27 protein-coding genes are annotated in these 25,710 nt (G+C 68.2%); 13 read left to right on the plus strand and 14 right to left on the minus strand.

All coding sequences use genetic code 11. The annotated features are described in order from the left end of the window. Nucleotides 1-215: 215 nt before the first annotated feature. The 3 genes from NM2_RS14355 to pgsA all read right to left on the minus strand — a co-directional run bounded on the left by NM2_RS14355 (nucleotide 216) and on the right by pgsA (nucleotide 2,126). Nucleotides 216-620, minus strand: a complete 405-nt coding sequence (locus NM2_RS14355) for a helix-turn-helix domain-containing protein (RefSeq protein WP_067668613.1) — start codon at nucleotides 618-620, stop codon at nucleotides 216-218. Between the two features lie 150 nt (nucleotides 621-770). Beyond that, entirely contained in the window at nucleotides 771-1,241 is a 471-nt protein-coding gene (locus NM2_RS14360) for a CinA family protein (RefSeq protein WP_067668728.1), read from the minus strand. A gap of 201 nt (nucleotides 1,242-1,442) precedes the next feature. Beyond that, nucleotides 1,443-2,126 (minus strand): CDP-diacylglycerol--glycerol-3-phosphate 3-phosphatidyltransferase, encoded by a 684-nt coding sequence (pgsA, locus tag NM2_RS14365; RefSeq protein WP_439956870.1) that lies wholly within the window; start codon nucleotides 2,124-2,126, stop codon nucleotides 1,443-1,445. A gap of 107 nt (nucleotides 2,127-2,233) precedes the next feature. On the opposite strand from pgsA, the gene NM2_RS14370 reads away from it, so the two are divergent. The 4 genes from NM2_RS14370 to NM2_RS14385 all read left to right on the plus strand — a co-directional run bounded on the left by NM2_RS14370 (nucleotide 2,234) and on the right by NM2_RS14385 (nucleotide 4,173). Continuing rightward, nucleotides 2,234-2,776, plus strand: coding sequence for an amino-acid N-acetyltransferase (locus NM2_RS14370; protein WP_067668615.1), 543 nt, complete (start codon nucleotides 2,234-2,236; stop codon nucleotides 2,774-2,776). A 47-nt stretch (nucleotides 2,777-2,823) separates the two neighbouring features. Beyond that, the gene (locus NM2_RS14375; RefSeq protein ID WP_067668616.1) at nucleotides 2,824-3,108 is read left to right on the plus strand and encodes a YciI family protein; all 285 of its coding nucleotides are present in this window, start codon (nucleotides 2,824-2,826) and stop codon (nucleotides 3,106-3,108) included. 48 nt (nucleotides 3,109-3,156) lie between these two features. Then, nucleotides 3,157-3,573: a nuclear transport factor 2 family protein gene (locus NM2_RS14380; RefSeq protein ID WP_067668732.1), complete on the plus strand. Its 417-nt coding sequence runs from the start codon at nucleotides 3,157-3,159 to the stop codon at nucleotides 3,571-3,573. A gap of 168 nt (nucleotides 3,574-3,741) precedes the next feature. Continuing rightward, nucleotides 3,742-4,173, plus strand: coding sequence for a TIGR03668 family PPOX class F420-dependent oxidoreductase (locus NM2_RS14385; RefSeq protein WP_218025912.1), 432 nt, complete (start codon nucleotides 3,742-3,744; stop codon nucleotides 4,171-4,173). Nucleotides 4,174-4,179: 6 nt separating this feature from the next. Here the strand turns inward: NM2_RS14385 and NM2_RS14390 are convergent, their stop codons facing one another. From NM2_RS14390 to dapA, 4 genes are all read right to left on the minus strand, one after another. Further along, on the minus strand, nucleotides 4,180-6,801 hold the full coding sequence (locus tag NM2_RS14390) for an FtsK/SpoIIIE family DNA translocase (RefSeq protein WP_067668617.1): 2,622 nt from the start codon (nucleotides 6,799-6,801) through the stop codon (nucleotides 4,180-4,182). Between the two features lie 436 nt (nucleotides 6,802-7,237). Next, nucleotides 7,238-7,861 carry a TIGR03085 family metal-binding protein gene (locus tag NM2_RS14395; protein WP_067668619.1) on the minus strand — a complete coding sequence of 208 codons (624 nt, stop codon included), beginning with the start codon at nucleotides 7,859-7,861 and terminating at the stop codon, nucleotides 7,238-7,240. 275 nt (nucleotides 7,862-8,136) lie between these two features. Continuing rightward, nucleotides 8,137-10,182 carry a ribonuclease J gene (locus NM2_RS14400; RefSeq protein WP_067668622.1) on the minus strand — a complete coding sequence of 682 codons (2,046 nt, stop codon included), beginning with the start codon at nucleotides 10,180-10,182 and terminating at the stop codon, nucleotides 8,137-8,139. Further along, nucleotides 10,179-11,087 (minus strand): 4-hydroxy-tetrahydrodipicolinate synthase, encoded by a 909-nt coding sequence (dapA, locus tag NM2_RS14405; protein WP_067668624.1) that lies wholly within the window; start codon nucleotides 11,085-11,087, stop codon nucleotides 10,179-10,181. Before dapA ends, NM2_RS14400 begins: the two co-directional genes overlap by 4 nt. A gap of 113 nt (nucleotides 11,088-11,200) precedes the next feature. Between dapA and NM2_RS14410 the strand changes: the two genes are divergently transcribed. Beyond that, nucleotides 11,201-11,653 carry a hypothetical protein gene (locus NM2_RS14410; RefSeq protein WP_067668625.1) on the plus strand — a complete coding sequence of 151 codons (453 nt, stop codon included), beginning with the start codon at nucleotides 11,201-11,203 and terminating at the stop codon, nucleotides 11,651-11,653. Between the two features lie 68 nt (nucleotides 11,654-11,721). On the opposite strand, the gene NM2_RS14415 is transcribed toward NM2_RS14410, so the two are convergent. The 4 genes from NM2_RS14415 to NM2_RS14430 form a co-directional block, all read right to left on the minus strand. Then, nucleotides 11,722-12,765 carry a DUF8320 family protein gene (locus tag NM2_RS14415; RefSeq protein WP_067668737.1) on the minus strand — a complete coding sequence of 348 codons (1,044 nt, stop codon included), beginning with the start codon at nucleotides 12,763-12,765 and terminating at the stop codon, nucleotides 11,722-11,724. Next, the gene (locus NM2_RS14420) at nucleotides 12,752-14,098 is read right to left on the minus strand and encodes a sensor histidine kinase (protein ID WP_067668626.1); all 1,347 of its coding nucleotides are present in this window, start codon (nucleotides 14,096-14,098) and stop codon (nucleotides 12,752-12,754) included. Before NM2_RS14420 ends, NM2_RS14415 begins: the two co-directional genes overlap by 14 nt. Then, complete coding sequence (locus tag NM2_RS14425; RefSeq protein WP_067668739.1) at nucleotides 14,095-14,772, minus strand: response regulator transcription factor; 678 nt, start codon at nucleotides 14,770-14,772, stop codon at nucleotides 14,095-14,097. The genes NM2_RS14420 and NM2_RS14425 overlap by 4 nt, the downstream gene beginning before the upstream one ends. A 405-nt stretch (nucleotides 14,773-15,177) precedes the next feature. Beyond that, nucleotides 15,178-15,492, minus strand: a complete 315-nt coding sequence (locus tag NM2_RS14430; RefSeq protein WP_245718021.1) for a metallophosphoesterase family protein — start codon at nucleotides 15,490-15,492, stop codon at nucleotides 15,178-15,180. A gap of 51 nt (nucleotides 15,493-15,543) precedes the next feature. On the opposite strand from NM2_RS14430, the gene NM2_RS14435 reads away from it, so the two are divergent. From NM2_RS14435 to NM2_RS14445, 3 genes are all read left to right on the plus strand, one after another. Further along, on the plus strand, nucleotides 15,544-15,777 hold the full coding sequence (locus tag NM2_RS14435; RefSeq protein WP_067668627.1) for a hypothetical protein: 234 nt from the start codon (nucleotides 15,544-15,546) through the stop codon (nucleotides 15,775-15,777). Beyond that, nucleotides 15,777-16,328, plus strand: a complete 552-nt coding sequence (locus NM2_RS14440) for a DUF6879 family protein (RefSeq protein WP_067668628.1) — start codon at nucleotides 15,777-15,779, stop codon at nucleotides 16,326-16,328. Before NM2_RS14435 ends, NM2_RS14440 begins: the two co-directional genes overlap by 1 nt. A gap of 133 nt (nucleotides 16,329-16,461) precedes the next feature. Then, complete coding sequence (locus tag NM2_RS14445) at nucleotides 16,462-16,959, plus strand: DUF5753 domain-containing protein (RefSeq protein ID WP_067668632.1); 498 nt, start codon at nucleotides 16,462-16,464, stop codon at nucleotides 16,957-16,959. 308 nt (nucleotides 16,960-17,267) lie between these two features. On the opposite strand, the gene NM2_RS14450 is transcribed toward NM2_RS14445, so the two are convergent. Both NM2_RS14450 and NM2_RS14455 read right to left on the minus strand, forming a co-directional pair. After that, on the minus strand, nucleotides 17,268-17,681 hold the full coding sequence (locus NM2_RS14450; RefSeq protein ID WP_067668743.1) for a flavodoxin family protein: 414 nt from the start codon (nucleotides 17,679-17,681) through the stop codon (nucleotides 17,268-17,270). A gap of 94 nt (nucleotides 17,682-17,775) precedes the next feature. Continuing rightward, nucleotides 17,776-18,495 (minus strand): enoyl-CoA hydratase/isomerase family protein, encoded by a 720-nt coding sequence (locus NM2_RS14455; protein WP_067668634.1) that lies wholly within the window; start codon nucleotides 18,493-18,495, stop codon nucleotides 17,776-17,778. Between the two features lie 151 nt (nucleotides 18,496-18,646). Here NM2_RS14455 and NM2_RS14460 point away from each other — a divergent pair, with 151 nt between their 5' ends. Together NM2_RS14460 and NM2_RS14465 are read left to right on the plus strand one after the other, a co-directional pair. Next, nucleotides 18,647-20,179, plus strand: coding sequence for an AMP-binding protein (locus tag NM2_RS14460; protein ID WP_067668636.1), 1,533 nt, complete (start codon nucleotides 18,647-18,649; stop codon nucleotides 20,177-20,179). Nucleotides 20,180-20,266: 87 nt separating this feature from the next. Further along, on the plus strand, nucleotides 20,267-20,986 hold the full coding sequence (locus tag NM2_RS14465; RefSeq protein ID WP_245718022.1) for a TetR/AcrR family transcriptional regulator: 720 nt from the start codon (nucleotides 20,267-20,269) through the stop codon (nucleotides 20,984-20,986). Nucleotides 20,987-21,237: 251 nt separating this feature from the next. On the opposite strand, the gene NM2_RS49020 is transcribed toward NM2_RS14465, so the two are convergent. Continuing rightward, on the minus strand, nucleotides 21,238-21,399 hold the full coding sequence (locus NM2_RS49020; RefSeq protein WP_157121084.1) for a hypothetical protein: 162 nt from the start codon (nucleotides 21,397-21,399) through the stop codon (nucleotides 21,238-21,240). A 221-nt stretch (nucleotides 21,400-21,620) separates the two neighbouring features. Here NM2_RS49020 and NM2_RS14470 point away from each other — a divergent pair, with 221 nt between their 5' ends. The 3 genes from NM2_RS14470 (at nucleotide 21,621) to NM2_RS14480 (ending at nucleotide 25,293) form a co-directional block, all read left to right on the plus strand. After that, nucleotides 21,621-22,175, plus strand: a complete 555-nt coding sequence (locus NM2_RS14470; protein WP_067668642.1) for a TetR/AcrR family transcriptional regulator — start codon at nucleotides 21,621-21,623, stop codon at nucleotides 22,173-22,175. Nucleotides 22,176-22,332: 157 nt separating this feature from the next. Next, on the plus strand, nucleotides 22,333-23,919 hold the full coding sequence (locus tag NM2_RS14475; RefSeq protein ID WP_067668643.1) for a GMC oxidoreductase: 1,587 nt from the start codon (nucleotides 22,333-22,335) through the stop codon (nucleotides 23,917-23,919). Nucleotides 23,920-23,979: 60 nt separating this feature from the next. Next, nucleotides 23,980-25,293 carry an alpha/beta fold hydrolase gene (locus tag NM2_RS14480; RefSeq protein WP_439956871.1) on the plus strand — a complete coding sequence of 438 codons (1,314 nt, stop codon included), beginning with the start codon at nucleotides 23,980-23,982 and terminating at the stop codon, nucleotides 25,291-25,293. Nucleotides 25,294-25,710: the final 417 nt, after the last annotated feature.

Raw genomic sequence — 25,710 nt, forward strand, 5'->3', positions numbered from 1 at the left:
TGATCCCGCCTCCATCTGACGCGCCGCGCTCCAACGCGACTGTGGTGCGCGACCGTCACGCACCCCTGTGGTACCTATCCTCCATTGCCCGGCGCCCCGGGCGTGGAAACTCGCCCGGGACCGATGCCCATTAGAGAATCTATCCGTTTCCGTTCCGTCGCACAGCCTCGTCGATACCGATCACATACCTTTGCCGATCGAATAACTCCCCCGAGTCAATTCGCCTGGACGAGGACCAGCTTGTCGGCGGTGGGCGCGGGGATGACGATCCTGGTCTCACCCGGAATCCGGGCGAACGCCGACGGCGCGGGGACAGCCGCGGAATCGGCCGGTGCGGCGGCGTGTTCGGCCACCGCCGGGTCGCGCTGGGCCCGCGTGGCGGCGAGATCGTCCGCCGCCATCGTGATGCTCACATCGGACAGCACCTCCGACAACGGCACGTCCAGGGCCTGGCAGATCGACGCCAGCAGCTCGCTGGACGCCTCCTTGCGGCCGCGCTCCACCTCGGACAGATATCCCAGACTCACCCGGGCGGACGTCGACACCTCGCGCAGGGTCCGGCTCTGGGCGATCCGAGCACGCCGCAAACTATCTCCGATTGCCTCTCGCAGCAGCGTCATCTCGTTCTCCTAACGGTTCATGCCTGGCCGGAACCGAGCCTATGCAAGTGACAACGTCACATGCCCTCGCCTGGTTCCCATCGGTGGCCGCTGGCTCGCCGGTGATCCGGCGTCACGAGCGCGACGCCGACCGGGCCCGCGCCGACTCGCTCATCCCCCGCCCAGGCCGCGAGCGAGTTCGGTCACGGCCGCGTGCACCGCTCCCAATCTGATCGTCCACCGGTCACCGGCCAGTTTCAACCGCAAAACCTCGGTACTCTCCGGACCCGACACGCCCAGGAACACCGTGCCGACCGCATGCCCGTCCTGGGAATCGGGCCCGGCCACCCCGGTCAGGCCGATCCCCCAGTCCGCCCCGCAGACCCGTCGCGCCCCCGCCGCGAGCTGTTCGGCGGTTCCGGCCGCCACCGGCCCCTCGGTGGCAAGGAGGTGCTCGTCCACCCCGGCCAGCGTGTGTTTGAGGTCGGTTGCGTAGACGATCAGGCCCCCGCGCAGCACCGCGCTGGCGCCGGGCACACCCGCGATCGTCGCCGACAGCAAGCCCGCGGTGAGCGATTCGGCCGTCGCGACCGTGGCGCGGGCGGTAAGCAGGCGTCGCACCAGATCAGCGGCCGGGACCATGGCGGTCAACGGATCGATACTCGCCGGACTCGCCCCCGCGGACTCGGCGGTCGACGGCTCGATGGACGCAGGATCAGACATCGGAGACCTCGGTCGTCTTCAGCTCGATCCGCGCAAACCCGGTCCGCACGGGCGCACTCCTCGCAGGCTCGATGTCGGCGAAGCGAGTCTGCGCGGGCTCGGTTGTCGCCAGCCGCGCTGTCATCTGGACTTGGCCGTACGCGACCACAGGCGGGCGGCCTGCACGATGTAATCCAGACCGGTCACGACCGTCAACGCGACGGCTACGTACATCAACCACAGCCCCCCGGTGGCGAACGCGCCCGACAGCGGCAGCAGCAATACCGCGATGGCCAGCGACTGCACCAACGTCTTGAGCTTGCCGCCACGACCCGCGGGAATCACCCCGCGTCGGACGACGGCCAGGCGCAGCAGCGTGATTCCGATCTCACGGGCACAGATCACCAGCGTGATCCACCAGGCCAGATCCCCCAGCGCCGACAACCCGATCAGCGCCGCGCCGATCAGCGCCTTGTCGGCGATCGGATCGGCGAGTTTGCCGAAATCGGTGACCAGACCGTATTTACGGGCCACCTGGCCGTCGATGCGGTCGGTGATGGCCGCGATCCCGAACAGCGCCGCGGCCAGAATCCGCCAGCCGGTATCGTGCCCGGTCCCGGTGAACAGCGCCACCAGGAACAACGGCACGATCAGAATCCGCAGCACGGTGAGAATGTTGGCGATGTTCAGCACCGGCACCGCGGCCGGTTCGGTGCTCGGCACCGCCGGAGCCGGTACCAGATTCGGCCGCGAACGGGGAGTCTCGGCCCGGGGGCTCAGCGAGTCCGGCCAGCCGCCGTCCATATCGTCGCTCTGCACGCTCACCGGCACCCTCGTCCGGGGCGGGCCCGGAAAACCTCGGGCGAGCGGGCGGAGTGGATGTGCGGCACCACACCAGACTATCGGTACCGAACCCGACTAATGTGCACCCCATGACGACACGGGCGACACACAGCGGTTCGAGTGACGGGACGGTGGCGAACGCCCCGACCGTGCGCCGCGCCCGTACGTCGGACGTGCCCACGATCAAGTCCCTGGTCGACGTGTACGCCGGGCGAATCCTGCTGGAGAAGAACCTGGTCACCCTCTACGAGGCCGTCCAGGAATTCTGGGTCGCCGAACTGGACGGCGAGTTGATCGGATGTGGCGCATTGCACGTGCTGTGGGCCGATCTGGGCGAGGTCCGCACCGTCGCGGTGCATCCGAGCGTCAAGGGCAAGGGCGTCGGCCGCCTGATCGTCGATCAGCTGATCGCGACCGCGCGGGAGTTGCAGTTGCGACGGCTGTTCGTGCTGACCTTCGAGGTGCCGTTCTTCGAGCGGCACGGTTTCGCCGAGATCGACGGGACGCCGGTGACCGCGGAGGTATTCGCCGAGATGTGCCGCTCGTACGACACCGGCGTCGCGGAATTCCTGGACCTGAGCTACGTCAAGCCCAACACCCTCGGCAATACTCGTATGCTGCTGAACCTCTGAAATTGAACCTCTGAAATTTTTCCCCACCGAACGCCCCGGGAGTCACCATGGCCGTCTTCGCCGCCCTCTACACCTACGCCGAGGCTCAGGCCGCGGGCCGCGACGAGCACCGTCCGGCGCACCGTGCGTGGCTCAACGGCCTGGTCGAGCAGGGCGTCGTGCTGACCAGTGGCCCGTACCCGGACGGCTCGGGCGCGCTTATCCTGTTCAAGGCCGACGATCAGGCCGCCGCCGAGTCGTTGTTCGCGAACGACCCGTTCGCCCAGCACAAGCTGCTGCACGAGGCCCGCATCGTGGAGTGGAAGCCGACCATGGGCGCGTTCGCCGAGTAGATTTCGGTACAGTTCGCCTATACAACCAGTTGCATAGGCGAGGTGGAGATGCATTCCTTCCGGCAGGCGGTCGAGACGCACGATGCGGCGGTGATCGAGGCGACATTGGCGGACGACGTGGTGTTCACCAGTCCGGTGGCGTTCAAGCCGTATCCGGGGAAGGTGATCACGGCGGCCATTCTGCGCGGGGTGCTGCGGGTGTTCGAGGACTTCCGCTACGTCCGGGAGATCGTCGATGCGAACGGCCGGGACGCGGCGCTGGTCTTCGAGGCGACCGTCGACGGAAAGCATGTCAACGGTTGCGATTTCGTCCATCTGAACGAACACGGCAAGGTCGACGAGCTCACGGTGATGGTCCGCCCGCTCTCGGCCGCCACCGCCCTGGCCGAGGCGATGGGCGCACAGTTCGAGCGCATCCAGCGCGAGGCGGCCGAGCAGATCCAGCGCGAAACCGCGGGAGCCTGAGCAGCCCGCCGCAGCAGTCAGGACGGACCGGCCGGCAGCGCAACCGGTCACCGCACCGACATCCGGGCCCGCTCCGACATGGACCCGACCGGCACCCCGTCGCGGCCCACCCGGGAAACGGGTCGGCGGCACGGGTCGCTCGCACCTTATGGTCGATATCCTGACCGTGTGCGATTGACCGAGCGGGATGCGCTGAAACGGTTTCGCGACGCGCGGGTCGCCCGCCTCGCGACGGTCAGCGAGGACGGACAGCCGCACCTGGTACCGGTGACCTTCGCCCTGGCCCCGGATAGCCCGGAGCCGGTCGCGGTCTTCGCGATCGATCACAAACCCAAGACCACGACGAATCTGCGACGCCTGCGCAATATCGCTGCCACAGGCCGGATCTCGCTACTGGCCGACGAGTATTCCGAGGACTGGACCCGACTGTGGTGGGTCCGCCTCGACGGCTCGGCCCGCATCCTGACCGAACCACCCGACCGCGCCGCGCCGATCGCCTGGCTCTCCGCGAAATACCCTCAGTACCAAGGCAATCCACCGCAAGGCCCGGTTGTCCGGATCGCAGTGCGGACAATCTCGGGCTGGGCTTACACCGGCTGACCAGTCCTATTCCGCACCCTCGGCCGCGGCGTCGGGCGCGTCGGCGGGATCTCCCCCGCCGCGAATCGTGTACAGCAGACCGTCCAGCTCGTCGGGCTTGATCAGCACGTCACGCGCCTTGGATCCTTCGCTGGGCCCGACGACGCCGCGGGTCTCCATCAGATCCATCAGACGCCCGGCCTTGGCGAAACCGACGCGCAGCTTGCGCTGCAACATGGATGTGGAGCCGAACTGCGAACTGACGACCAGTTCCACCGCCTGCACGAACACGTCCAGATCATCGCCGATATCCGGATCGACGTCCTTCTTCTCCCCCGCCTTGGCGGCGGTGACGCCCTCCTGGTAATCCGGCTCGGCCTGGTTCTTGGCGAAGTCGACGACGCCCTGGATCTCCTCGTCGGAGATGAACGCGCCCTGCAGACGCGTCGGCTTGGACGCGCCCATCGGCAGGAACAGGCCGTCGCCCATGCCGATCAGCTTCTCCGCGCCGGGCTGATCGAGGATGACGCGCGAATCGGTCAGCGAGGAGGTGGCGAAGGCCAGGCGCGACGGGACGTTGGTCTTGATCAGGCCGGTGACCACGTCCACCGAGGGCCGCTGGGTGGCCAGGACCAGGTGAATACCGGCCGCACGCGCCTTCTGGGTGATGCGCACGATCGCATCCTCCACATCGCGCGGCGCGGTCATCATCAGATCCGCGAGCTCGTCGACGATGGCCAGGATGTACGGGTACGGCCGGTAGACGCGCTCGCTGCCCAGCGGCGTGGTGATCTGGCCCGACTTGACCTTCTTGTTGAAGTCGTCGATGTGGCGGACCTTGCTGGCCTGCATGTCCTGATAGCGCTGTTCCATCTCCTCCACCAGCCAGGCCAGCGCCGCGGCGGCCTTCTTCGGCTGGGTGATGATGGGCGTGATCAGATGCGGAATGCCCTCGTACGGTGTGAGTTCCACCATCTTCGGGTCGATCAGGATCATCCGCACCTCCTCGGGGGTGGCGCGGTGCAGCAGCGAGACCAGCATCGAGTTCACGAAGCTCGACTTACCCGAACCGGTGGAACCGGCGACCAGCAGATGCGGCATCTTGGCGAGGTTCGCCGAGAGGTACTCCCCCTCGATGTTCTTGCCGAGGCCGATCACCAGCGGGTGGTGGTCGTTGCGGGTGGAGGGCGCCTTGAGCACGTCGGCCAGGCGCACGAGTTCCCGGTCGGCGTTGGGCACCTCGATGCCCACGGCCGATTTGCCCGGGATCGGGGCGAGCAGGCGGACGTTCTCGGTCGCGACGGCATAGGCGATATTGCGGGCCAGCGCGGTGATCTTCTCGACCTTCACACCCGGACCGAGTTCCACCTCGTACCGGGTGACCGTCGGGCCGCGCACGAATCCGGTGACCGCGGCGTCGATCTTGAACTGCACCAGCACCTCGGTGATCGCCTCGATCATCGATTCGTTTGCGGCGCTGCGTTTCTTGGGCGGTTCGCCGTCGGTCAGCAGGGACAGCGGCGGGAGTTGGTAGTCGCCGTCGACCTCGCGTTCGGTGACGAATTCCAGTTGCTGCGGTTCGGGGGGCGGCGGGGTCTGATCGACGACCTTGGGCGCCTTGCGTTTCGGCTTCGGCTCGGGTGCGGGCTTCTCCGCGGCGGCGATGGGCTTGGCGTCCTGCAGGGGCGGCTCGCCCATGACCTCCGTGGCCGAATCGGATCCGCCGAATTCGTCGGTCGGGTAGTTCTCCTCGGGTGTGCGGCCGCGCCGCCGGCGCGGGCGCGACTCGTGCACCGGAAGGCCGTCCGCGTCATGCTCATCCGAGTCGTACCGCCCGTATCGGTCGTCGTACGAGTCGTATTCGTCGCGGGCCTCGGTGCCGAACAGCCAGCGCAGGCGGTCGGGCACCTCGCGCACCGTCGTCCCGGTCAGCAGCAGCACACCGAATGCGATGGCCAGCAACAACAGTGGCGTGGCCAGCCAGGCGGTCAGGCCGTTGCGCAGCGGGCCGCCCATCACGTAGCCGACGAAACCCGCGGCGTGCGCGCGGCCGTGCGCGCCGGTCGGCGAACCGGCCGCGATATGCCACACGCCCAGAGCCGGGAGCGCGACCAGCAGCCCGCCGAGTACCAGCCTGGGCCGGATCTCCGGACGCGGCTCGGTGCGCATCAACACCACCGCGATCGTGCAGGCCACGAAAGGTATTGCGGCCGAGGCGGATCCGGTGAACAGCCGCACGGCGGTATCGATGGCGTGCCCGACCGGACCGCCCGCCGAGAGCCAGACCGCCGCCGCGATGATCACGCTGAACGCGACCAGCGCCAACGCGATTCCGTCGCGGCGATGCCCGTGCTCGATCTCACCGGCCCGGCTCAGCGTGCGAGTCGTCGCGCCCATCCCGCGGGCGAGCATCGTCCAGCCGTTGCCGACGCCGCGACGGAAGACCGCCAGAGGTGCGGTGTTGGAGCGTGCCCGCGCCGCTGGGCGGCGAGCCGGGGCCTTCCGCGCGCGTGGCGCGGAGTTCCGGCGAGAGTTGGCCGAGGATGATCCGGAGCGCGAACCGGCCGAACGGGACCGTGCCGGAGCCCGCCCCCGCGCCGATCCCGCCCGCGAACGAGACGCCGTGGTGCTGCGGGACTTGCCTGCCATGCTCTCAGGCTAGCCGCAACAGCCCCATCCAGACCATCCGCAACACCCACCACACATACATCAGCCGGGGAAATCCAGGCGACCGTCCGGCGAACCGATGTCGACGAACCTCACGCCGAGAGCTGTGTCACAGGATAACGGCGGACCGGGCCGCGTCCCACGCGACACGCCCCGCATACGACCGATTCCCGGTCCCCTGCGCATGCTGTCGTGTGACCCCATCGGTGATGGCCGGACCTCCCCGATCCGGGACTCCGCGAGCACCACCGCAGCCCGCTGGCCGAAGGTGGGTTCATCTCGATCGCCGTCACCGCGACTGCCGGCAGGTCGGTCAGTGTCTCGAAGTCAGCGACCGGAGGGGCAGCTGCCGCCGTGAATTCGGTTGCGCGGTCGACACGATCCGGGACCGAGGTCGCGCTGGATGATCGAGCACAACTCAGATGCTGCGGTCGCAGTCGTGCACCGCGCGTACGTCCTCGTCGGCGCCGGTGGCCGTGAGCCGGACTTCCTTGCGGCCGAAGGCGTGCAACAGCAACTCCGAGGCTGGGCCGGTGAGCACCACCTCAGAGCCTTCTACGCTGTGCGCGGTGACCCGCTCACCATCCGGCGTCGCCAGCACCACCGTCACCGGGGCCTTGCGGTAGGCCATACGAGCCATGCGGCGCAGGGCATTCCAGAGATTCCGCTCGTCCTCGGCGGTCAATTCCCTGGGCTCCCAACCCGGTTCGGCGCGACGCACATCCTCGTGATGGACGAACATCTCGGTGAGATTGGCCACCGCGTCGACCGGCCGCAGCGGCGACCACCACGGCGGCCCGGTGCGAACCTGCTCCAGCAATTCCGTGAACGGCCGCTGCGCCGCCTTCGCCTGCACCGAATCCAGATATCCGGCAAAGGGTTTCAGCAGAATCCCGGGTGCGGCATCGGGCCGCCGCTCCCGCACGACCAGATGCGCGGCCAGATCCCGCACCGTCCAGCTCCCACACAACGTCGGCGCGTCCGGACCCGCGGCAGTCATCGCCACGACCAACGCCCGCCGCTCGTCCTGAGCCATACTCATGGGCCAACACTAACCAAACTCACACCGCCCGGCGACCTCCCCGAGCACGAGAACCGCAACTGGCCGAAGCGAAGCGAGGCCCGAAAATCGCCACTGCGAAGCGCCTCCGTCCGCCGGAACAGTCAGGCAAGCAACATCAACCCCAAAGTTTTTCGGCGCGGCTCGTCGTTGCGCGCTCGAAGCGCATGGGCGAAGCCCGAGTCTCGAGCGCGCAACGACGAGCCATTCGGGCGCCGAAAAACCCGCCGCAGCGAAGCGGAGGCCAAAAATACAGCTCACACGCCCAATACGGTCGGCACGATCATCGGGCGGCGGCGGTAGGTTTCGGCGACCCAGCGGCCCACGACGCGGCGGACGCTCTGGGCGATGCGGTGGGTGTCGGTGATGCTCTCTCCGGCCAGGCGCATCAGCTCCGCCTCGACCAGTTCGCGTGCCCCGCTCAGGGCATCGGGATCGTCGGAGAAGCCGCGGCCACTGACCTCGGGGGCGCTGACCGCCTTGCCGGTGGTCGCGTCGACGGCGACGGTGATCGAGATGAAACCGCCCTCGCCCAGCACCAGGCGATCGGAGAGCGTCGACTCGCCGACGTCGCCGACCGAGAGGCCGTCGACGTACACCTGCCCGACCGGCACCCGGCCCACGATCGAGGCGATGCCGTCGACCAGATCGACCACCACACCGTCCTCGGCCAGCATCACCCGATCGGCCGGGACGCCGGTCGCCACGGCCAGGGCACCGTTGGCGCGCAGATGCCGCCACTCGCCGTGCACCGGCATCGCATTGGTCGGCCGCACCGCATTGTACAGGTAGAGCAGCTCACCGGCCGAGGCGTGCCCGGAGACGTGCACCTTGGCGCTCTGCTGGGTGACCACGGTCGCGCCCAGCCGGGCCAGGCCGTTGACCACGCCGAACACGGCATTCTCGTTGCCCGGGATGAGCGAGGAGGCCAGCACGACCAGGTCGTCGGCGCGGATGTTGATCTGGCGGTGCTCCCCGCGCGCCATGCGCGACAGCGCCGAGAGCGGCTCGCCCTGGGATCCGGTGGAGATCAGCACCAGCTTGTGCACCGGCAGATTGGCGGCCTGATCCAGATCCACCACCACGCCGTCGGGAATGCTCAGATAACCGAGATCCTGCGCGATCTGCATATTGCGCACCATGGACCTTCCGACGAAGCAGACCCGCCGGTCATAGCGCCGCGCTACCTCCACGACCTGCTGGATGCGGTGCACGTGACTGGCGAAGGACGCGACGATGACCCGGCCCTTGGCCTTGCCGATGACGTTGTCCAGCACCGGCCCGATCTCACGTTCGGGGGTGACGAATCCGGGCACCTCGGCATTGGTGGAGTCGACCAGGAACAGGTCCACCCCCTCGTCGCCGAGCCGGGAGAATCCGGCCAGGTCGGTGAGTCGCCCGTCCAGCGGCAGCTGATCGAGTTTGATGTCACCGGTGTGCAGCACCAGCCCCGCGGACGTGCGGATGGCGACCGCGATGGCGTCCGGAATCGAATGGTTGACCGCGAAGTATTCGCATTCGAACGGGCCGTGGGTGGTCTTCTCGCCCTCGGTGACCTCGATCAGCTTCGGCTGCAACCGGTGCTCCCGGCATTTGGCCGCGACCAGGGCGAGGGTGAACTTCGAACCGATCACCGGAATGTCCCGCCGCTGACGCAGCAGGAACGGCACCGCGCCGATGTGATCCTCGTGACCGTGCGTGAGCACGACGGCGACCACATCGTCCATCCGGTCCTCGATCGGCCGGAAATCGGGCAGGATCAGATCCACGCCGGGCTGCTGATCCTCCGGGAACAGCACACCGCAGTCGACGATGAGCAGTTTGCCGCCGAATTCGAAAACGGTCATGTTGCGGCCGATCTCGCCGATACCGCCGAGCGCGAACACGCGTAATCCGTTGCGCGGCGGGGCCGGAGGTAGGCCCGCGGGCTGCGCGCTGACCGAGGCCGGTTGCGGCGCAACGGTTTCGGATCGTCTCGAGGGCGCGCGGCCCCGCCCGGACCGCCGCGCGGAACCGCCGCGATCGGATTTTTCCTGCGCCGGCTGATCCGGTGTGGACTGCCCGGAATCACCCTTCGCGGCGCGAGCGCCCTTCTCCGGCTGGGCGTCCTGCGCCCGGGTCTTGGCGGCCCGCGTCTCCTCCTTGACGGACTTGGCCCGCGCGGACTTCTTCTTCGGCTCCTCCGAAACCTTCTCGGCCACAACCGGTTCCGGCGGCGGCGCGGGTGCGGGCGCACCGGCGGACCGGGACGCGGCCCGGCGGGGACGACGTGTCACGGGCTCGCCCGTATTCTCTTCACTCATTTCAGCACCCCCGCGGCCCGCAGATCCGCGGCGACCGCTTCGAGTTGTTCGGCATCGGGCATCAACTGGGGCAGACGCGGCTCACCGGTCTCCACCCCGAGCAGCCGCAACGCCGCCTTGGTCATGGACACACCGCCGACACGGGCCATCGCCCGGCACAGCGGCAACATGCTCACGTGCAGCTCACGAGCCTTCACCACGTCACCGGCGCGATAGGCATCGCGCAGCTGGACCAGCCGCTCGGGCACCAGATGCCCGATGACGCTGATGAATCCGACCGCGCCCACCGACAGCCACGGCAGATTCAGGATGTCGTCGCCGGAGTAGTAGGCCAGATCGGTCTCGCTGATCAGCTGCGCGCCGCCGGCCAGGTCACCCTTGGCGTCCTTCACCGCGACGATCCGCGGATGCTCCGACAGGCGCAGGATCGTCTCCGAGGCGATCGGCACCACCGAGCGCGGCGGAATGTCGTACAAGGTCACCGGCAGATCGGTGGCGTCGGCGACCGCGGTGAAGTGCGCGATCAGGCCCTCCTGCGTGGGGCGCGAGTAGTACGGGGTCACCACCAGCAGCCCGTGCGCACCGGCACGCTGCGCGTTGCGCGCCAGCTCGATACTGTGCGCGGTGTCGTAGGTGCCCGCTCCGGCGATGACGGTGACGCGGTCGCCGACCGCGTCGACGACCGCGTGCAGCAGATCGAACTTCTCCGTCTCGGTGGTGGTCGGCGACTCGCCGGTGGTCCCGGAGATGGCAAGCAGGTCGACCCCCTGATCGACCAGATGAGCAGCCAGGGCGACGCCGGCATCGACATCGAGCTTGCCGTCGGCAGTAAAGGGGGTCACCATCGCGACACCGACCGTGCCGGACGCGCGCAGCCCCGTCCCCGTCGATTCACCGTTCGTCATGGTCAAAAAGGCTACTGGGTCTTCTGCCTCCGCTTCGCTCCGGCCGCTCATTCGGGGGCGGGCAGATCCGGAATCACCTTGAATGATGTCACTGATGACGTCACAATGGCGTCGTGGATATCGATAAGTACACCGCGCGGCTGCGCGAGGATCTGGTGGCCGCCGCCGCCCTGGGAGACGAGAAGACGCAGGCCACCGCGGCGGCCCTGGCCTCCGCCACGGAGAGCGCCGCGCGGCTCACCCTGCTGGCGGCGCTGTCGGATCTGGCCGCGGAGATCAGCGAGACGCTCGGCGACCGCACCGTGCACGTCTCGCTGGACGGGACGGCCGCGAAGGTCGACGTCCGCAAGAACGACCCGTCGCCCGATGAGCAGGGCCCGACGTTCGAGGACATCACCGGTGACATCAGCCGCGTCACCCTGCGCATGGTCGACCAGATCAAGACCCGCGCCCAGCAGGCCGCAGAGCAGAACGGCATGTCGCTGAACTCGTGGCTGTCCACGACCGTGCAGGACGCGCTGCGCGATCAGACGCGACGGGGCGGTCCGGGGCGTCGCGAGGACTGAAAACCATTCGGGCGCAAGGTATTCCACAGCATACGGAACGTTGTCCTCACGCCCGCGAACACCGAGCGTCAGGTGCTCACCGCGACGTTGCCGTCGGTATCGATCTCGGTGCGCCGGTCGTCATCGGCGGCGTGCGCCAGGACCGTGGCCAGCACGCGCCGCCCCAGGGGCAGCACGCGCACCGTCACCGAGCCCGCGTTAGCGGCGTCCAATTCCCTTACCGCGGAATCGATCACGCGTTGCCGCACCCACTGCGGCACCCCTTCGAAACCGCCGTCGTCGAGCAGCACCACCTCGACCCCGCGTGCCCGCGCACCACGCGCCGCGCCGCTGAGTTCCTCGGTCACCAACTGCGGCGCGCGCAGGCCGTCGCGGAGTTCGGCCTCGAGCAACCGGCACTGTTCCCGTTCGGCGGCGGTCAGGACCGCGCCGTCCGCGATCCGCTCCAGAATCGGGCGGGCCACCCGGTCCAGCCGGGCCAGCTGCCGGATCCGCTCGCCGTCGGCGGCGGCCATCGTCGCCTCGGCCGCCGCGCGAATCGTCGCCTCCTCGCGCAACATCCGCAGCGAACGCTGGGTCGGGCGGATGATCACCGCGAACGCCGAGACCGCCGCGACCGTGCCGATCGGGACGATCGATGCCGAGACGATCGCGTCGAACCGGACATCGGTCCGCAACCCCGCGGTCACCAGGACCACGGCCGAGGCGGCCACACTCAGCCATGCCGCCGCGATCCGGCCGCGCAACACCAGCGCGGCCAGCACATAGGAACAGGCGAAGGCCGTCCACACGACGTGATGCGCGGGCCCGGACCCCAGATCCACCGCCGTCAACCCGGTGGCCACCGGCCCCGCGACGGTGACGAAAACCGTCGCCGGCCACGGCAGCGGATCGACCGGCACCAGCAGCACCAACGCCCCGGCCGCGGCCATGATCGCGAGCGCGATCAGCGTCTGCGTCAGAGACGCCGCCTGCAGGTTGCCGAGCATGTACAGCACGATGATCAGTTCCAGGATCAGCACGAACAGCCATGCCATCCCGCCGCGCAGACCCAGCAGATCCCGTAACCCGAATCGGGGATCGGGGTCGCCGCCCGTCTCACGCTGAGCCATCGCCACCCCACACCAACGTCACGGTGGTGCCCTCGCCCGGTTGCGACTCGACGAAACCCGCACCCCCGGCCAGCTGACGCATCCGGCCCAGAATGCTCACCGAGATGCCCAGCCGGTCCGCGGAAACCTGCGTCACATCGAAACCCACGCCGTCGTCGTTGAATACGAGCCGGATGCTGCCCGCGCTGATGGTGCAGGTGACCGTGCGATGCACCGGCCGACCGGCGATCGCGGCATGCCGCAGACTGTTGCGGACCGCCTCGCCCAGCGCCGCGGCCAACGTCCCGGCCACGGCGACGGGCATGCGCAGATCGTCGAATCCGGGCCAGGTGCGGGTGGCGAAACGAATGCCGGGATTGATCTCGTGCACCGCCGAGCGCAGGAAGATCACCGCCGATCGCGCGTCGAGCACATCGGGTTCGCGCACATCGACCCGGATCTCGTCGAGCTGATCCAGCGTCGCCTGGGCCTGACGCCGCAGCACCGACACCTCATCGGTCGATGTGCCGGGGCAGGGCATGGGCGCACCCGTGGGCGGCGGGCCCGCGGGTGTGTCCTCCGCGCCGCGGGAGGCGTCCAGCAGCGTGGACAGCACCGCGTCGTGGATGAGTGCGGCGAATCGGGCGCGTTCGTGATCGCGCGCGGCGGAGGCGGCCGTCGTGGCCGCGCGCCGCCCGGCGACGGCCGATTCCCGATCGACCCGCGCGCCCGCGTCCTGCGCGCAGGTCACACACCACAGGAACAGCGTGGCCAGACCCGATGCCCGGACCAGACCGCTCAGCGCCGACATCGTGCTGAACTGCTCGACCAGATACACATTGACGAAGGCCACGGCGGTCGACCCCACCAGCAGATACACCGCCGAGAACCGCAGCCGCCAGGCCAGCGCCGCGGCGAGCATGCCCAGCGGCAGCATCCGGTAGAGCCATACCGAGGACGCGTCGAGCGTGTGCGGCTGCACTGCGATCGGCGTGATCGCCAGCGCGACAAGGAAACTCAGCGCCGTCAGAGCCGATACCGCGCGGATCACCGAGGCACGGGCCCGGACCGACACACCGGCCAGCACCGGGAACCCGCCGAAGGTGAGCAAGGCCGCGATCGGACTCCACCAGCCCGGCGCGCCACGTCCCTGCTCGAGGATCTCCGGCATGGTCACCAGGCCCATGATCACCCCGCCCAGACCCATCGACAGGCCCAGCCGCCGCATGATCCCCTCCGACGCGGTCGGCGAGACATACTGCGGCACAATGTATCTACCCCGCCACCAGACGTCCGCCGACGCCCGCGCACCCGAACGCGCGCGCGGGACGTCCCGCGCGGCGGACACGGTCATGCCCGTGGGTTGCGTTCGGGCACCGGCAACCACCCGTCCTCCACCGCCCGCTTGTACAGGTCCGTCTTGGTGGGCGCGGGACGTCCGGCGTCGGCGTACTTCTGCCGGATCCGGCCGAGGTAGTCGTTGACGGTCTGCTCGGACAAGCCCGTCATCCGCGCCACCCGCGATGCCTTCTCCCCCGACGCGTACAGGGTGAGCACCTCCTGCTGACGTGGACTGAGTCCGACGTCGGGCAGTTGCGGATCACCGTCGATGGCCGCGGCCCAATCGGTGGTGACCACCTGCTCACCCGATGCGGCCGAGCGCACCGCGGACACCACGGTCTGCACGTCCTCGGATTTGCGGACCACCCCGAGCACCCCCGCCCGGGCGGCCGCGCGGACCAGGAACGGATTGTCCGCTCCGGTGAATACGAGCACCTCGTGCCCGCCCTCGCGCAACGCGCGCACGTTGTCCTCCGGCGCCGACCCGTCGGCGAGCCGCAGATCGAGCACCACCAGATCCAATTCCGGTGCGGCGGAGAGCAATTCGGCCACCGTCCCGGCGGTGATGACCAGGTCCAGATCCGGCTCGGGCGCGAGCATACTGGTCAGCCCGAGCGCCACGGATTCGTGATCTTCGACCAGCCCGACCCGTCGCGGCCGGACCGCCCCCTGGTATGTCGGCTCCACAGCGCTCTCACCTCTTCCCAGATCCCGTGTCCCGGGAACGACCACCTCGCCCGACCAGTCGGCAAGCACAGCAACCGAATCCCGGAACATATCGGGTTCGAGTATGCCGGGGCGACCGCCCCGACGTGAGCCGTTGATTTCAGGGGGACCAGGAGAGTGTCCGATCAGGACATGAGCCGAGCCGTCAGTGTCGCCCCCGGCTCCCCGCAGCGTTCACGGTCCCTGCAACCAGCTGACACTCCTGCGTTTACGCCCGCGTTCGGCATTCAGAGTCGTCGTCTTCCCGCTCGGTATGTGCGAGGATGCCGTCCACCGACCGCTCGCGAGCGATACGTTCGGGCCAGTAGAGCGCGCCGACGATGACTGCCGGCGGGAGACCGATCACCACCAACCATCCGAGGACGATCACCGCACAGCCCCGATCGTGTGCCACCGGCCGAAGGACAACCGAGGAAGCACTGTTTCCACGTCGGCGACATCCATCACCCTGTTGAGTTCCAGCGGCCCGAGATGTTGTGGGCCGGGCAGGATCACGACATCGGCCCCAGCATCGCGGGCCTGGTCGGCTACCGGTAACAACGAGTACTCGTCCGGCCACACAACGCGGTAACCGAGATGTCGCGCGAAGCGGGACACCTGTGCCCGGTCCCAGTCGTGAGCGACGCTCACGTCGTAGTCGATCCATCCGAACGCGGTCGGCCGCATGGTGTCCCCTGTCATCTCCTTGGCTGGTGTGCAGGCTCCGGCTCCGGGCACGGCGCCTGCCCGGCGGTGTACGCGGCCGACACGGGCGAGCTGGTCATCCAAGGCGATATCACCGATCGCACCGGGACCGTACTGGTACCTCATGCTCTACTCGACTGGCTCGAACCGGGCATGAAGTTGCCCGTGGAAGCCACCGGCGCCCCCGGCTCGTTCCTCGTCAGCGGCGGGCAGGTCACCGCGCCGGAAGTCCTGGCACAGCTCACCCTCGACAACCATGAAACGGCCGTGGTGGTGCGCTGATGCTCCATGTCACCGGTGACGGGGTATTCGAGCCGCTATTCCGGGCAGCCAAGCGTCGCGCGTTCCACGTCGAGGTCAAAGACTCGTACGCCGTGGCCGATGAAGTCGAAGCGCTGCGCCGATGGGCGGCCGGTGAGCCCTATCAGATGGAAGAGCAACCGGCATCGTGGAAAGCCTGGGATGACCTGATGGTCGAAACAGCCAGGCGCGGCATCGCGCTCGACCGGCTGCGGGTGGTGACCGTCCCGCACTCGAACTACACGCGTTGGCTGCTCAGCGAGACACACACCCGTACCGAAGCCGGGGAGCTGGTGCGGTGGCTGCCGCGCCACCTCGCCGACCCGGCCGACGTGCCGGGTGATGACTACTGGTTGTCCGATGACGACACGGTGGCCTTCACGACCTTCGCCGAGAACGGGGAGTTCATGGGGTTATCGATCACCACCGATCCGGGAATCGTCGCCCGCTGTGTGAGAGCACGGGATACGTTGTGGCCGAAGGGTATCGACCACCTCCGATATGCCGAAAGCGAGTACGCGCACGCACTGTGAAAACTGTCGATGACGCACGGGCCGTACCTGGAATGGCAAACGCACCGTCGCGGCCGGGCACGCACACCGACAACGCCAATCCATCGAACTCGAAGGCCATACCCGGCTGATCCGCTGGTTCGAGCCCGACACCGTGCCCGGCCTGTTGCAAACCGAGGACTACGCCCGCGCGATCCTGCGCGCCTGCATCGCCATCACCGGGGGCCGCGACGACCTAGACGACGCAGTTGCCCTGCGCATGGCCCGCAAGCGCGTCCTCCAGCGCGGTGGGCATCGCTTCCACATCCTGATCGGCGAGGCGGCGCTGCGCCGTACTGCCGGTGACAGTGCCGTCATGGCGGCGCAACTCGAATCACTGCTCAACGATGTGAGGCAACCCAACCTCCGACTCGGCGTGATCCCGCTGGACGCCGAATATCGAGCACCCGCAACAAATTTCGTGATGTACGACCGCGCCCAGGTAATAACCGAGACCGTCAGCGCTGAGCTGACCATCACCCGACCATCCGAGATCGCCCTGCACGAAAAGACATTCACCCTGCTCGCAGGGCAAGCCGCCTACAACGATGCCGCCCGAGCGCTCATCAAGAACGCGCTCAATCTGCGCACTGGAGCTGAATCCGCCACCTAAATACCGATTTCGCCCTCACTGGACATCGACAGGTTACTCAATCGCGGCTCGGGCATTGGAGTGGGCAGGCAATCCTCATCGTCCGGGTGGCGATAAACGTACTCACTGGCTGAATGCACACTGTTCTCGTTGATGAACCGCGAACGTTCTCGCGTCCTGTGAAATCAACCTCCAACCGCGTCATCTGCGCTGCCAGGTACCCCCACGTCCGCCGATGGTCCGGCCCCCGAAGCGCCTGTACCGCCCGCGAACCCACGCAGATAGAACTTTGGCACCGTGTGGTGCAGTTTCCTCACATCACCCACAGTTCACTCCACCATCAACTGAGCGGCAATCGTCGCGCCCAGTTCCCAGCACGATTCCAGGTCGCTCTTGGCCGGTTTGCCCGACACCGCCACGTACTCGGCGGCCTTCACCCAGCCCAGCCCGGTCGTGATCGAGGTGACGCCACGCTCGGCTCCCTCGGTTCCCTCGTTGCCGTGGAGGTAGAGGCCGAAGGGCCGACCGCGCGTCGAATCGAGGCAGGGGTAGTAGATGACGTCGAAGGCGTGTTTGAGAGCGCCGCTCATGTAGCCGAGGTTCGCCGGGGAGCCGAGCAGGTAGCCGTCCGCCTCGAGCACGTCGGTCGGCGACACCGCCAGCGCGGCCCGGCGCACGACTTCCACTCCCTCGATCTCCGGGTCGGTCGCGCCGGACACCACCGCCTCGAACATCGCTTGCATGAACGGTGACGGGGTGTGATGGATGATCAGCAGCGTCGGCACGGATTCAGGCTAGTTCGCGGACCGCGGGACTCGCACCAAGCGACGCAGCGCGCTATTTCTTTCCTTTGTTCAGCACGCGATCCGCCGCCGCCCAGTGCTCGTCCGAAATCCACAGGTGCGCAAAGGCATTCACGGCTTCGTCGGGGGTGACGCCGGACAGGACGTGCTTGATTCGGCCTGCCGGGACGTTGGCCAGGGAGCGGGCCAGGGTGCGCCAGCCCTGTTCGAACGACTCGCGCGGGAGTACGCGATCGATCAAGCCGATCCGTTCGGCCTCGGCGGCGGCGAGCACCGTGCCCGAACCGGCGAACAGCAGCGCGCGGCTGCGGCCGACCAGACCGGCCAGTCGCTCCGCGCCACCCCAGGCGGGCATGATGCCCAGGGCGACCTGGTTGAAGCCGATCCGGATGTCGTCGGCGGCGATCCGGATGTCCGCGGCGACCGCGACCTCCGCGCCACCGCCGAGGGCGTGCCCGTTCAGGGCGGCGATCACCGGGGCCGGGAATTGCGCGAGGCGGTCGCAGATGCCGCGCATCCGCCAGGCCATCTCGGCCGCGCCGTCGAGGGTGCGGATCGCGGCGAGTTGCTTGAGATCGCCGCCGGAGACGAACGCATTGTCGCCCGCGCCTCGGATCACCAGTGCGCGAGCGCCTTTGGCGGCGTCCAGCGCCTCGTCGAGCTGATCCATCGTCTCGGGCGCGATGGCGTTGCGCGCCTGGGGACGGTCGATGGTGACCACTGCCAGCCCGTCATCCAACTCGAGGTCGACCACAACCGGTTCTCCGATCAAGATATTGGAATTCTTGTATTAGGAGAATAGTATATCCGCCACGGACAGCCCCCGTTTCGATGTTCCCCGCAACCACCCGGCAGCCCGCGGGTGTGGCCGTCACACGCCCGCGCTTCCGGACTTGGAGTCCACCATGCGCACCATCCCCACCGAACTGGTCACCCGCTACGAGAACGAGGGGTGGTGGACCCGCGACACCCTGGGCGAGCTGCTGGCGCGCGGCCTGGCCTCGGCGCCCGACGCCACGTTGCGCGTGCACTCCGCGGTCCGGCCGTACACCGGCACCTTCGGCGAGGTCGAACTGGTCGCCCGTCGTCTGGCCCAGGGGTTGCGCGAGCGCGGCGTCGGCCCCGGCGACGCGGTCGCCTTCCAGCTGCCCAACTGGATGGAGGCCGCCGCGACCTTCTGGGCCACAACGTTTCTCGGGGCGATGGTGGTCCCGATCGTGCACATCTACGGCCCCCGCGAGGTGCGGTACATCCTGGATGCGGTGCGCCCCAAGGCATTCGTGACCACCGATCGCTTCGGCTCGATCACCTACGACCCGGCGGTGTACGAGCAGGTGCCGATCACCGGAGTCGTCGGGAGCACATTCGAGGACCTGCTCGCGGACGAACCGTTCGAGGGGGTGACCGCGGTGGATCCGAGCGGTCCCGCGCTGATCGCGTTCACCTCCGGCACCACCCGTGCGCCCAAGGGCGTGGTGCACAGCCATCAGACCCTCGGCTGCGAGACTCGTCAGCTCGCCGATCACTACCCCGAGGATCTGGGCCCGCAGATCACCGCAGCGCCGGTCGGGCACTTCATCGGCATGCTCAACGCGTTCCTCATCCCGATCCGCGACGGCATCTCGGTCGATCTGGTGGACACCTGGAACCCGGAGCTGATCCTGAACCTGATGACCACCTACGAGGTCACCATAGGCGGCGGGGTGCCGTACTACCTGACCAGCCTCATCGAACATCCCAGCTTCGGCCCGGAGCATCTGGCGCGGATGAAGTACGCCGGGATGGGCGGCGCGTCGGTACCGGCCTCGGTAACCGAACGCCTGACGAATCTGGGCCTGACGGTCTACCGCTCCTACGGCAGTACCGAGCATCCCTCGATCACCGCCTCGGACGCCGCCGACCCTCGGCACAAGCGCCTCTACACCGACGGCGACCCGCAGCCCGGTGTCGAGATCAGGCTCACCGAGGACGGCGAAATCCTCAGTCGCGGACCGGATCTGTGCCTGGGCTACACCGACGACGCCCTGACCGCGAAGGCATTCGACGCGCAGGGCTGGTACCACACCGGCGATATCGGCGTCCTGGACGCGGACGGCAATCTGACCATCACCGACCGCACCACCGACCTGATCATCCGCGGCGGGGAGAACATCAGCGCCCTCGAGGTCGAGGAGGTGCTGCTGAGCATGCCCAATATCGCCGAGGCGGTGGCCGTGGCCGCCCCCGACGCCCGGTTGGGCGAGCACGTGGCGGCGGTGCTGCGCCTGGCCGCGGACTCCGCCGCGCCCACCCTCGAGGATCTGCGCGCGCATTTCGCCGAGGTGGGGCTGGCCAAGCAGAAGTGGCCGGAGGAGATCCACGTGGTCGAGGACTTCCCGCGCACGCCGAGCGGCAAGATTCAGAAATATCGGGTGCGGCAGAGCATGATTCGTGACTGAGCGGCGAGACGGGGTAGCTTTCTCCATGGCGGATCTCCGACCACCCCGGGCACAGTATTACCTCAGTAACCGTGTTACAGTAATCCGGTGAGCAGGGCCCCTGGACGCGACGCGTCGGAGCAGATTATCGACGTGGTGCTCACGTTGCTGCAAACCGAAGGTTACGACGCGGTGCAGTTGCGGGAGGTGGCGCGCCGTGCCCGCGTCTCACTGGCGACGGTCTACAAACTGTTCCACACTCGCGACGAGTTGATCGTCACCGCGATCGAACGGTGGATGGCCGACAACGCCTACCCCGACCTCGCACCCCCCGCGCCGGAGGAGACGCTCTACGACGGGCTGACTCGCGTGCTGCACAGCGTCTTTCAGCCGTGGGAACGCAGCCCGAAGATGCTCGAGGCGTTCCACCGGGCACGCTCGGGCCCCGGCGGAACCAGGCTGGACGCCCAGGGCCTGGACGCGGTGCTGCCGGTCGCGGGCCAGATCTTCGGCGGCGCGGACCCGGAGTACATCGAGGACGTCGGCCTGGTCCTGGCCAATATGGCCTATGCCCTGATCGGCCGGGTGGCGGACAAGACGTTGCAGATCACCGAGATCCTGCCCATCCTGGACCGGGTGATGCGCCGCCTCACCGCGAACAACGAACCCGCCGCCCGCAGCGCCCGCGACCGCCCCTCGGTACAGGACCCCGCTCAGCCGTTCCGGCTGGACCCGACCGTCATCGCCGCCTTCAACCGCGGCATGGAAGTGGCCTCGGGTTCCTCCAGCGAGGAACACGACATCACGCGTCACTCGGACGCGGGCTGAGCGCACAGACCGCACGAGCGCCGCATCCCGACCCGGCTGGGAATCAACGCTCGCACCACACCTCCGATGAGCAAGCAAGCCGCACGCGGGAATCGAAGCGCGGCAGGGGCGAGCGCACCCATGGTGCGGAGTCAGGCGCGAATGAGTGAGAACCGTTGGCGTCTCGCTGATTTGATGTTTCCGACCGCACTCGCCCGCTGAACCGGATGCGGTGCAATCGATCTCGCGCCGCATACCGGAAGCGCGACGGCTCAGCGCACGACGATGCGCTGTAGGTCCTCGCCTATGACGACGTCGCCCGCGTAACCCTTTTCGCCCAGTCGCTCCAGCGCGCCGCATCGATCCGCTGCGAGGCGATGTCGGACGTCGGACATCGTGCCGCCCTGAATGTTGATCGCCTCGTGCACAAGCACATCGGTGTCCTCGGCGAGGGTGGGAACGTTGTCGGTGTACGTGGTGTCGCCGGAGAAGACGTTGCAGTGCAGGCCATTTCATGCACGCGACCACGCACCCGCGCCGACACACCTATGAACGACGTCCCTGTCATCACCAGTTCGGGCCGGAGCCTCATATTTCCAGCGTGTTTTCATGGTCGGCCACAACACCCGCGGCCACGATCGCCGATACTTGTTCGATGAGGTCGCGCAGGAAGATCCTGGATGCCACGCTCGGGTTGATCGCGAGCGAGGGGTTCGGGAGTGTGAACATCGCCGCCGCGGCACATGCGGCGGGGGTGACCCGGCAGACCGTGTACTCCAACTTCGGTACCCGTGAGGATCTGGTCTCTCAGGCGGTCGCGGATCTGCTGCTGCGCACCCTAACCGATATCCGGACGCGACTCGACGCGATCGACAACGCCGCCGAATACGTCGTCGAGTTGTTCGTGGCCGGGCGGGCGATCATCCGCGACGATCCGATTCTGGCGGGGCTGGTGCGCGCCGAACCGGGCAACCCGATCTTCGACACGGACATGATCGCTCGCGCGAAACCCATTGCCCAAGAATTGCTTCGGCCGCTGACAAAGCTGGATCCGGCGCTGGAACCGGAGCTCGACAGCTTCGCTCAACTGGCGATCCGGGTGGGGTTGGGGGTGGTCCTGTTCGATGATCCGGATATCGAGTCCGATGAGGATCTGCGGCGGTTCATCGTCCGGTGGGTGGTTCCTGCGCTGTCGCTCACGCACCGATGACCTCCGCTCGCACAGGTAATTCTTGACACTTTCACAAGTTACTGTCTAGTTTAGCGGGGCCCGGACACACCGATTCGGGCATCCTCCGCGGCGCTGCGGACGGCCATCGGCCTCGTGCACCGTGCGGAGTGTTCCGTCGGTGTTCTGGAGGTCACTCATGCCCGCACTTTCGCGCCGCTCCTTCCTGGGCGCGACCGCCGCCGCCGGAGTCGCGTTGGCGAGCACGGGAATTGCCCGCGCCGATACGGGTCCGGCCGCACGCGTTCCGGTCACCCGCGAGGAACACCGCGTCATCGTGATCGGCTCGGGCTTCGGCGGCGGTGTGGCCTCGTTGCGGCTGGCGCAGGCGGGGGTTCCGGTCCTGGTGCTCGAGCGCGGCCGGCGCTGGCAGACCGGCCCGAACGCCACCACGTTCCCGCTGGCCACCAAGCCTGACAAGCGCATGCTCTGGTACCGCTCGAACCCGAACCTGTTCGGCACGCGGTTGATATTCGAGCCCTACACCGGCCTGCTCGAGGCGGTGGCCGGGGACAATATGACCGCCCTGTGCGCGGCGGGTGTCGGCGGCGGATCGCTTGTCTACCAAGGGATGTCGCTGCAACCCACCGAGGCCGTGTTCAACTCCCTGTACCCGGCGGCCCTGGACTGGAAGACGATGAGCCGGGTGCACTACCCCCGCGTGGCGCGCATGCTGCGGCTGGAGACCGCACCCGACGCGCTCGTCGACAGCGCGAACTACAAGGCCGCCCGGGTCTTCGCCGAGCACGCCCGCAAGGCCGGACTGCCGGTGTCGAAGATCCCGATGCCGATCGACTGGAACTACGCGCTGGACGAGTTGCACGGCAAGATGACACCCTCCTACACCAACGGCGCGGGCGCGCTCGGGGTCAACAACGGCGGCAAGCATTCGGTCGACGTCACCTATATCGCCGCGGCCGAGGCCACCGGCCGGGTCCAGGTCCGCACGCTGCACGAGGTCACCGACATCCTGCGGGCGAAGGACGGCCGCTGGACGGTCTCGGTGAACCGGATCGACACCTCCGGCAAGGTCCTGGAGAACCTCATCCTCACCACCCCCGCGCTGATCATGGCCGCGGGCAGCCTCAACACCACCAAACTGCTGGTGCGCGCGGCCGCCAAGGGCCACATCCCGGATATGCCCGAGGGCCTGGGCGGCAACTGGGGCACCAACGCCGACCGCATCTACCTGTGGACCCAGCCGAACGAGCCGTTCGGCTTTCCGCAGGGCGGCCCCGTCGTCTACGGCAGCCTGAACTGGAGCGATCCGGCCACCGCGGCCACCATCATCCAGGCGTCCATCCCGCCGATGGGCATGGACGCGCACAGCACGATGATGGTCGGATACGGCCTGAGCAAGGCGCGCGGCCACTTCGAGTACACCGCGGCCGACGACAACGCCGTGCTGCGCTGGCCGCACGAGGGCGACGCGGTCATCCAGAACGGCCGGATCGGGCCGCTGGCGCACGCGATCGCGGGACCGGGCAGCGTCCTGACCGATACCAACCTGGGCTTCCCGTCCACCTGGCATCCGCTCGGCGGGGCGAGTATGGGCCAGGTCTGCGATCTCGACGGCCGGGTGCACGGTCAGCGCGGACTCTATGTGCTCGACGGTGCGCTGATCCCGGGCAACTGCGGGGCCTGCAACCCCTCGATGACCATCGCGGCCGTCGCCGAACGCGCCATGGACCACCTCGTGCCCAAGGACGTGGGCAGCGTCATCTGAGGTTCGTCACCGATCGAATCCGCGCTCGGCCGTCCGGGCTTCCACAGAGGGGAAATACCAGTGCGAGAACATAATTCGCGACTACGCCGCTTCGCCGCGGGCACCGTCGCCGCCGTGGCCGTGGCAGCCGGATGCTGCGTCGCGGGCACCGGGCCCGCCATTGCCGCACCGGTCAACGCCTTCTACACTCCGCCCGCCCGGCTGACCACGCAGCCGGGGGCGGTCGTGAGGTCCGAGCCGATGCCGATCTTCGCGACGTTGCCGGGCGGCGGCGGGCAGTGGCCGGTGGCCGCGCAGCGCGTGATGTACACCTCGCGCACCCAGGACGGCGCACCGGTCGCGGTCAGCGGCACCTACATCGAGCCGACGCGGCCGTGGCAGGGCGGCGGCCCGCGTCCGACAGTGGTGATCGCGCCGGGCACGGTCGGGCAGGGCACCCAGTGCGCGCCCTCGATCGCGTTCTCCACCGGCTTCGTCATCAGCACCGACCCGCTGTCGATGTCGGCCAACCAGGAGGCGATCGCCGCCGCGGCGTGGAGTTCGATGGGCGCGCGGGTCCTGGTCACCGACTACATCGGCCTGGGTACGCCCGGGATCCACACCTACGTGAACCGCGTCGAGGAAGCGCACGCGGTCCTGGACGGGGCGCGGGCCGCGAACCGTCTCGGCGGCGTTCCGGAGAGCACTCCCCTGGTCTTCTGGGGCTACTCCCAGGGTGGCGGCGCGACCGCCGCGGCCGCGGAGTTGCAGCCGGACTACGCACCCGAATTGAATCTGAAAGGCACCTGGGCGGGCGCGCCGCCCGCGGATCTGGCCGAAACGCTCGGCCAGGTCGACGGGACGCTGATCGGCGGGGTGATCGGATTCGCCATCAACGGATTCGTCGCCCGCTACCCGCAATTGCGCGGCGCGCTGGACTCCGCGGCGACGCCGCAGGGGCACGCGGTGCTCGACACCCTGGCCACCGAATGCATCGGTGACGTCATCGTGAAGCAGCCGTTCATGCGCACCAGCGAACTCACCGTGGACCACCGCTCGATGCTGGATCACCTCAACAGCATCCCCGAGGCCGTCCAGGTCCTGAACGATCAGCGCATCGGCACCCTGCGGCCGAGTTCCCCGGTGCTGATCACCAGCGGCCGCAACGACGACACCGTGCCCTACGGCCAGGCCCGTCAGCTCGCCGCGGACTGGTGCGCGAAGGGCGCCACAGTCACCTTCCGCACCAACGACCTGCCGCCGATCCTGCCCGGCGCCACCCTGCCCAACCACTTCGGACCCGAGTTGATCGACGGCTACGGCACCGACAACGCCATCAACTACCTGGTCGACCGCCTGGACGGAAAACCCGTCTCCGGCTGCACCTACAGCTGATCCGGCAGATCCCGCCCCGAGGACATCGTCGCGACCCAATCCCCGGGGCCGGGTCCGGCACACACCACGATGTGACCGGCCGCCGCGACCTGGCGCTCGAACACGTGATCTCGACCGCGCCGACACCTTCGTTCGACCTCTCGCTGTACTACACGCACCGAGACCGCTCCGGTGCCTTGTTCGCATCGGCCGCACACCGAACCCGTTGCCGCTGAAGCGATCTCGCTGCGGCCGATCGAACCGGACAGCTCCGGCAACGCCGTCGAGCTGTCCGCGCACAGGCACGAGCCCTTCGCACCGGCCCTGCCCACGCAACCCGCTTGCCGAGGTCGACCGTACGGCCCGCGATGCCATCGAGGCGGCACGCCGCCACGAGATCATCATCGGCGACGCGGATTTTCACCGAAGCCGCCGGAC

The sequence above is a fragment of the Nocardia miyunensis NBRC 108239 genome (genome assembly GCF_001613065.1).
Lineage (GTDB): Bacteria > Actinomycetota > Actinomycetes > Mycobacteriales > Mycobacteriaceae > Nocardia > Nocardia miyunensis.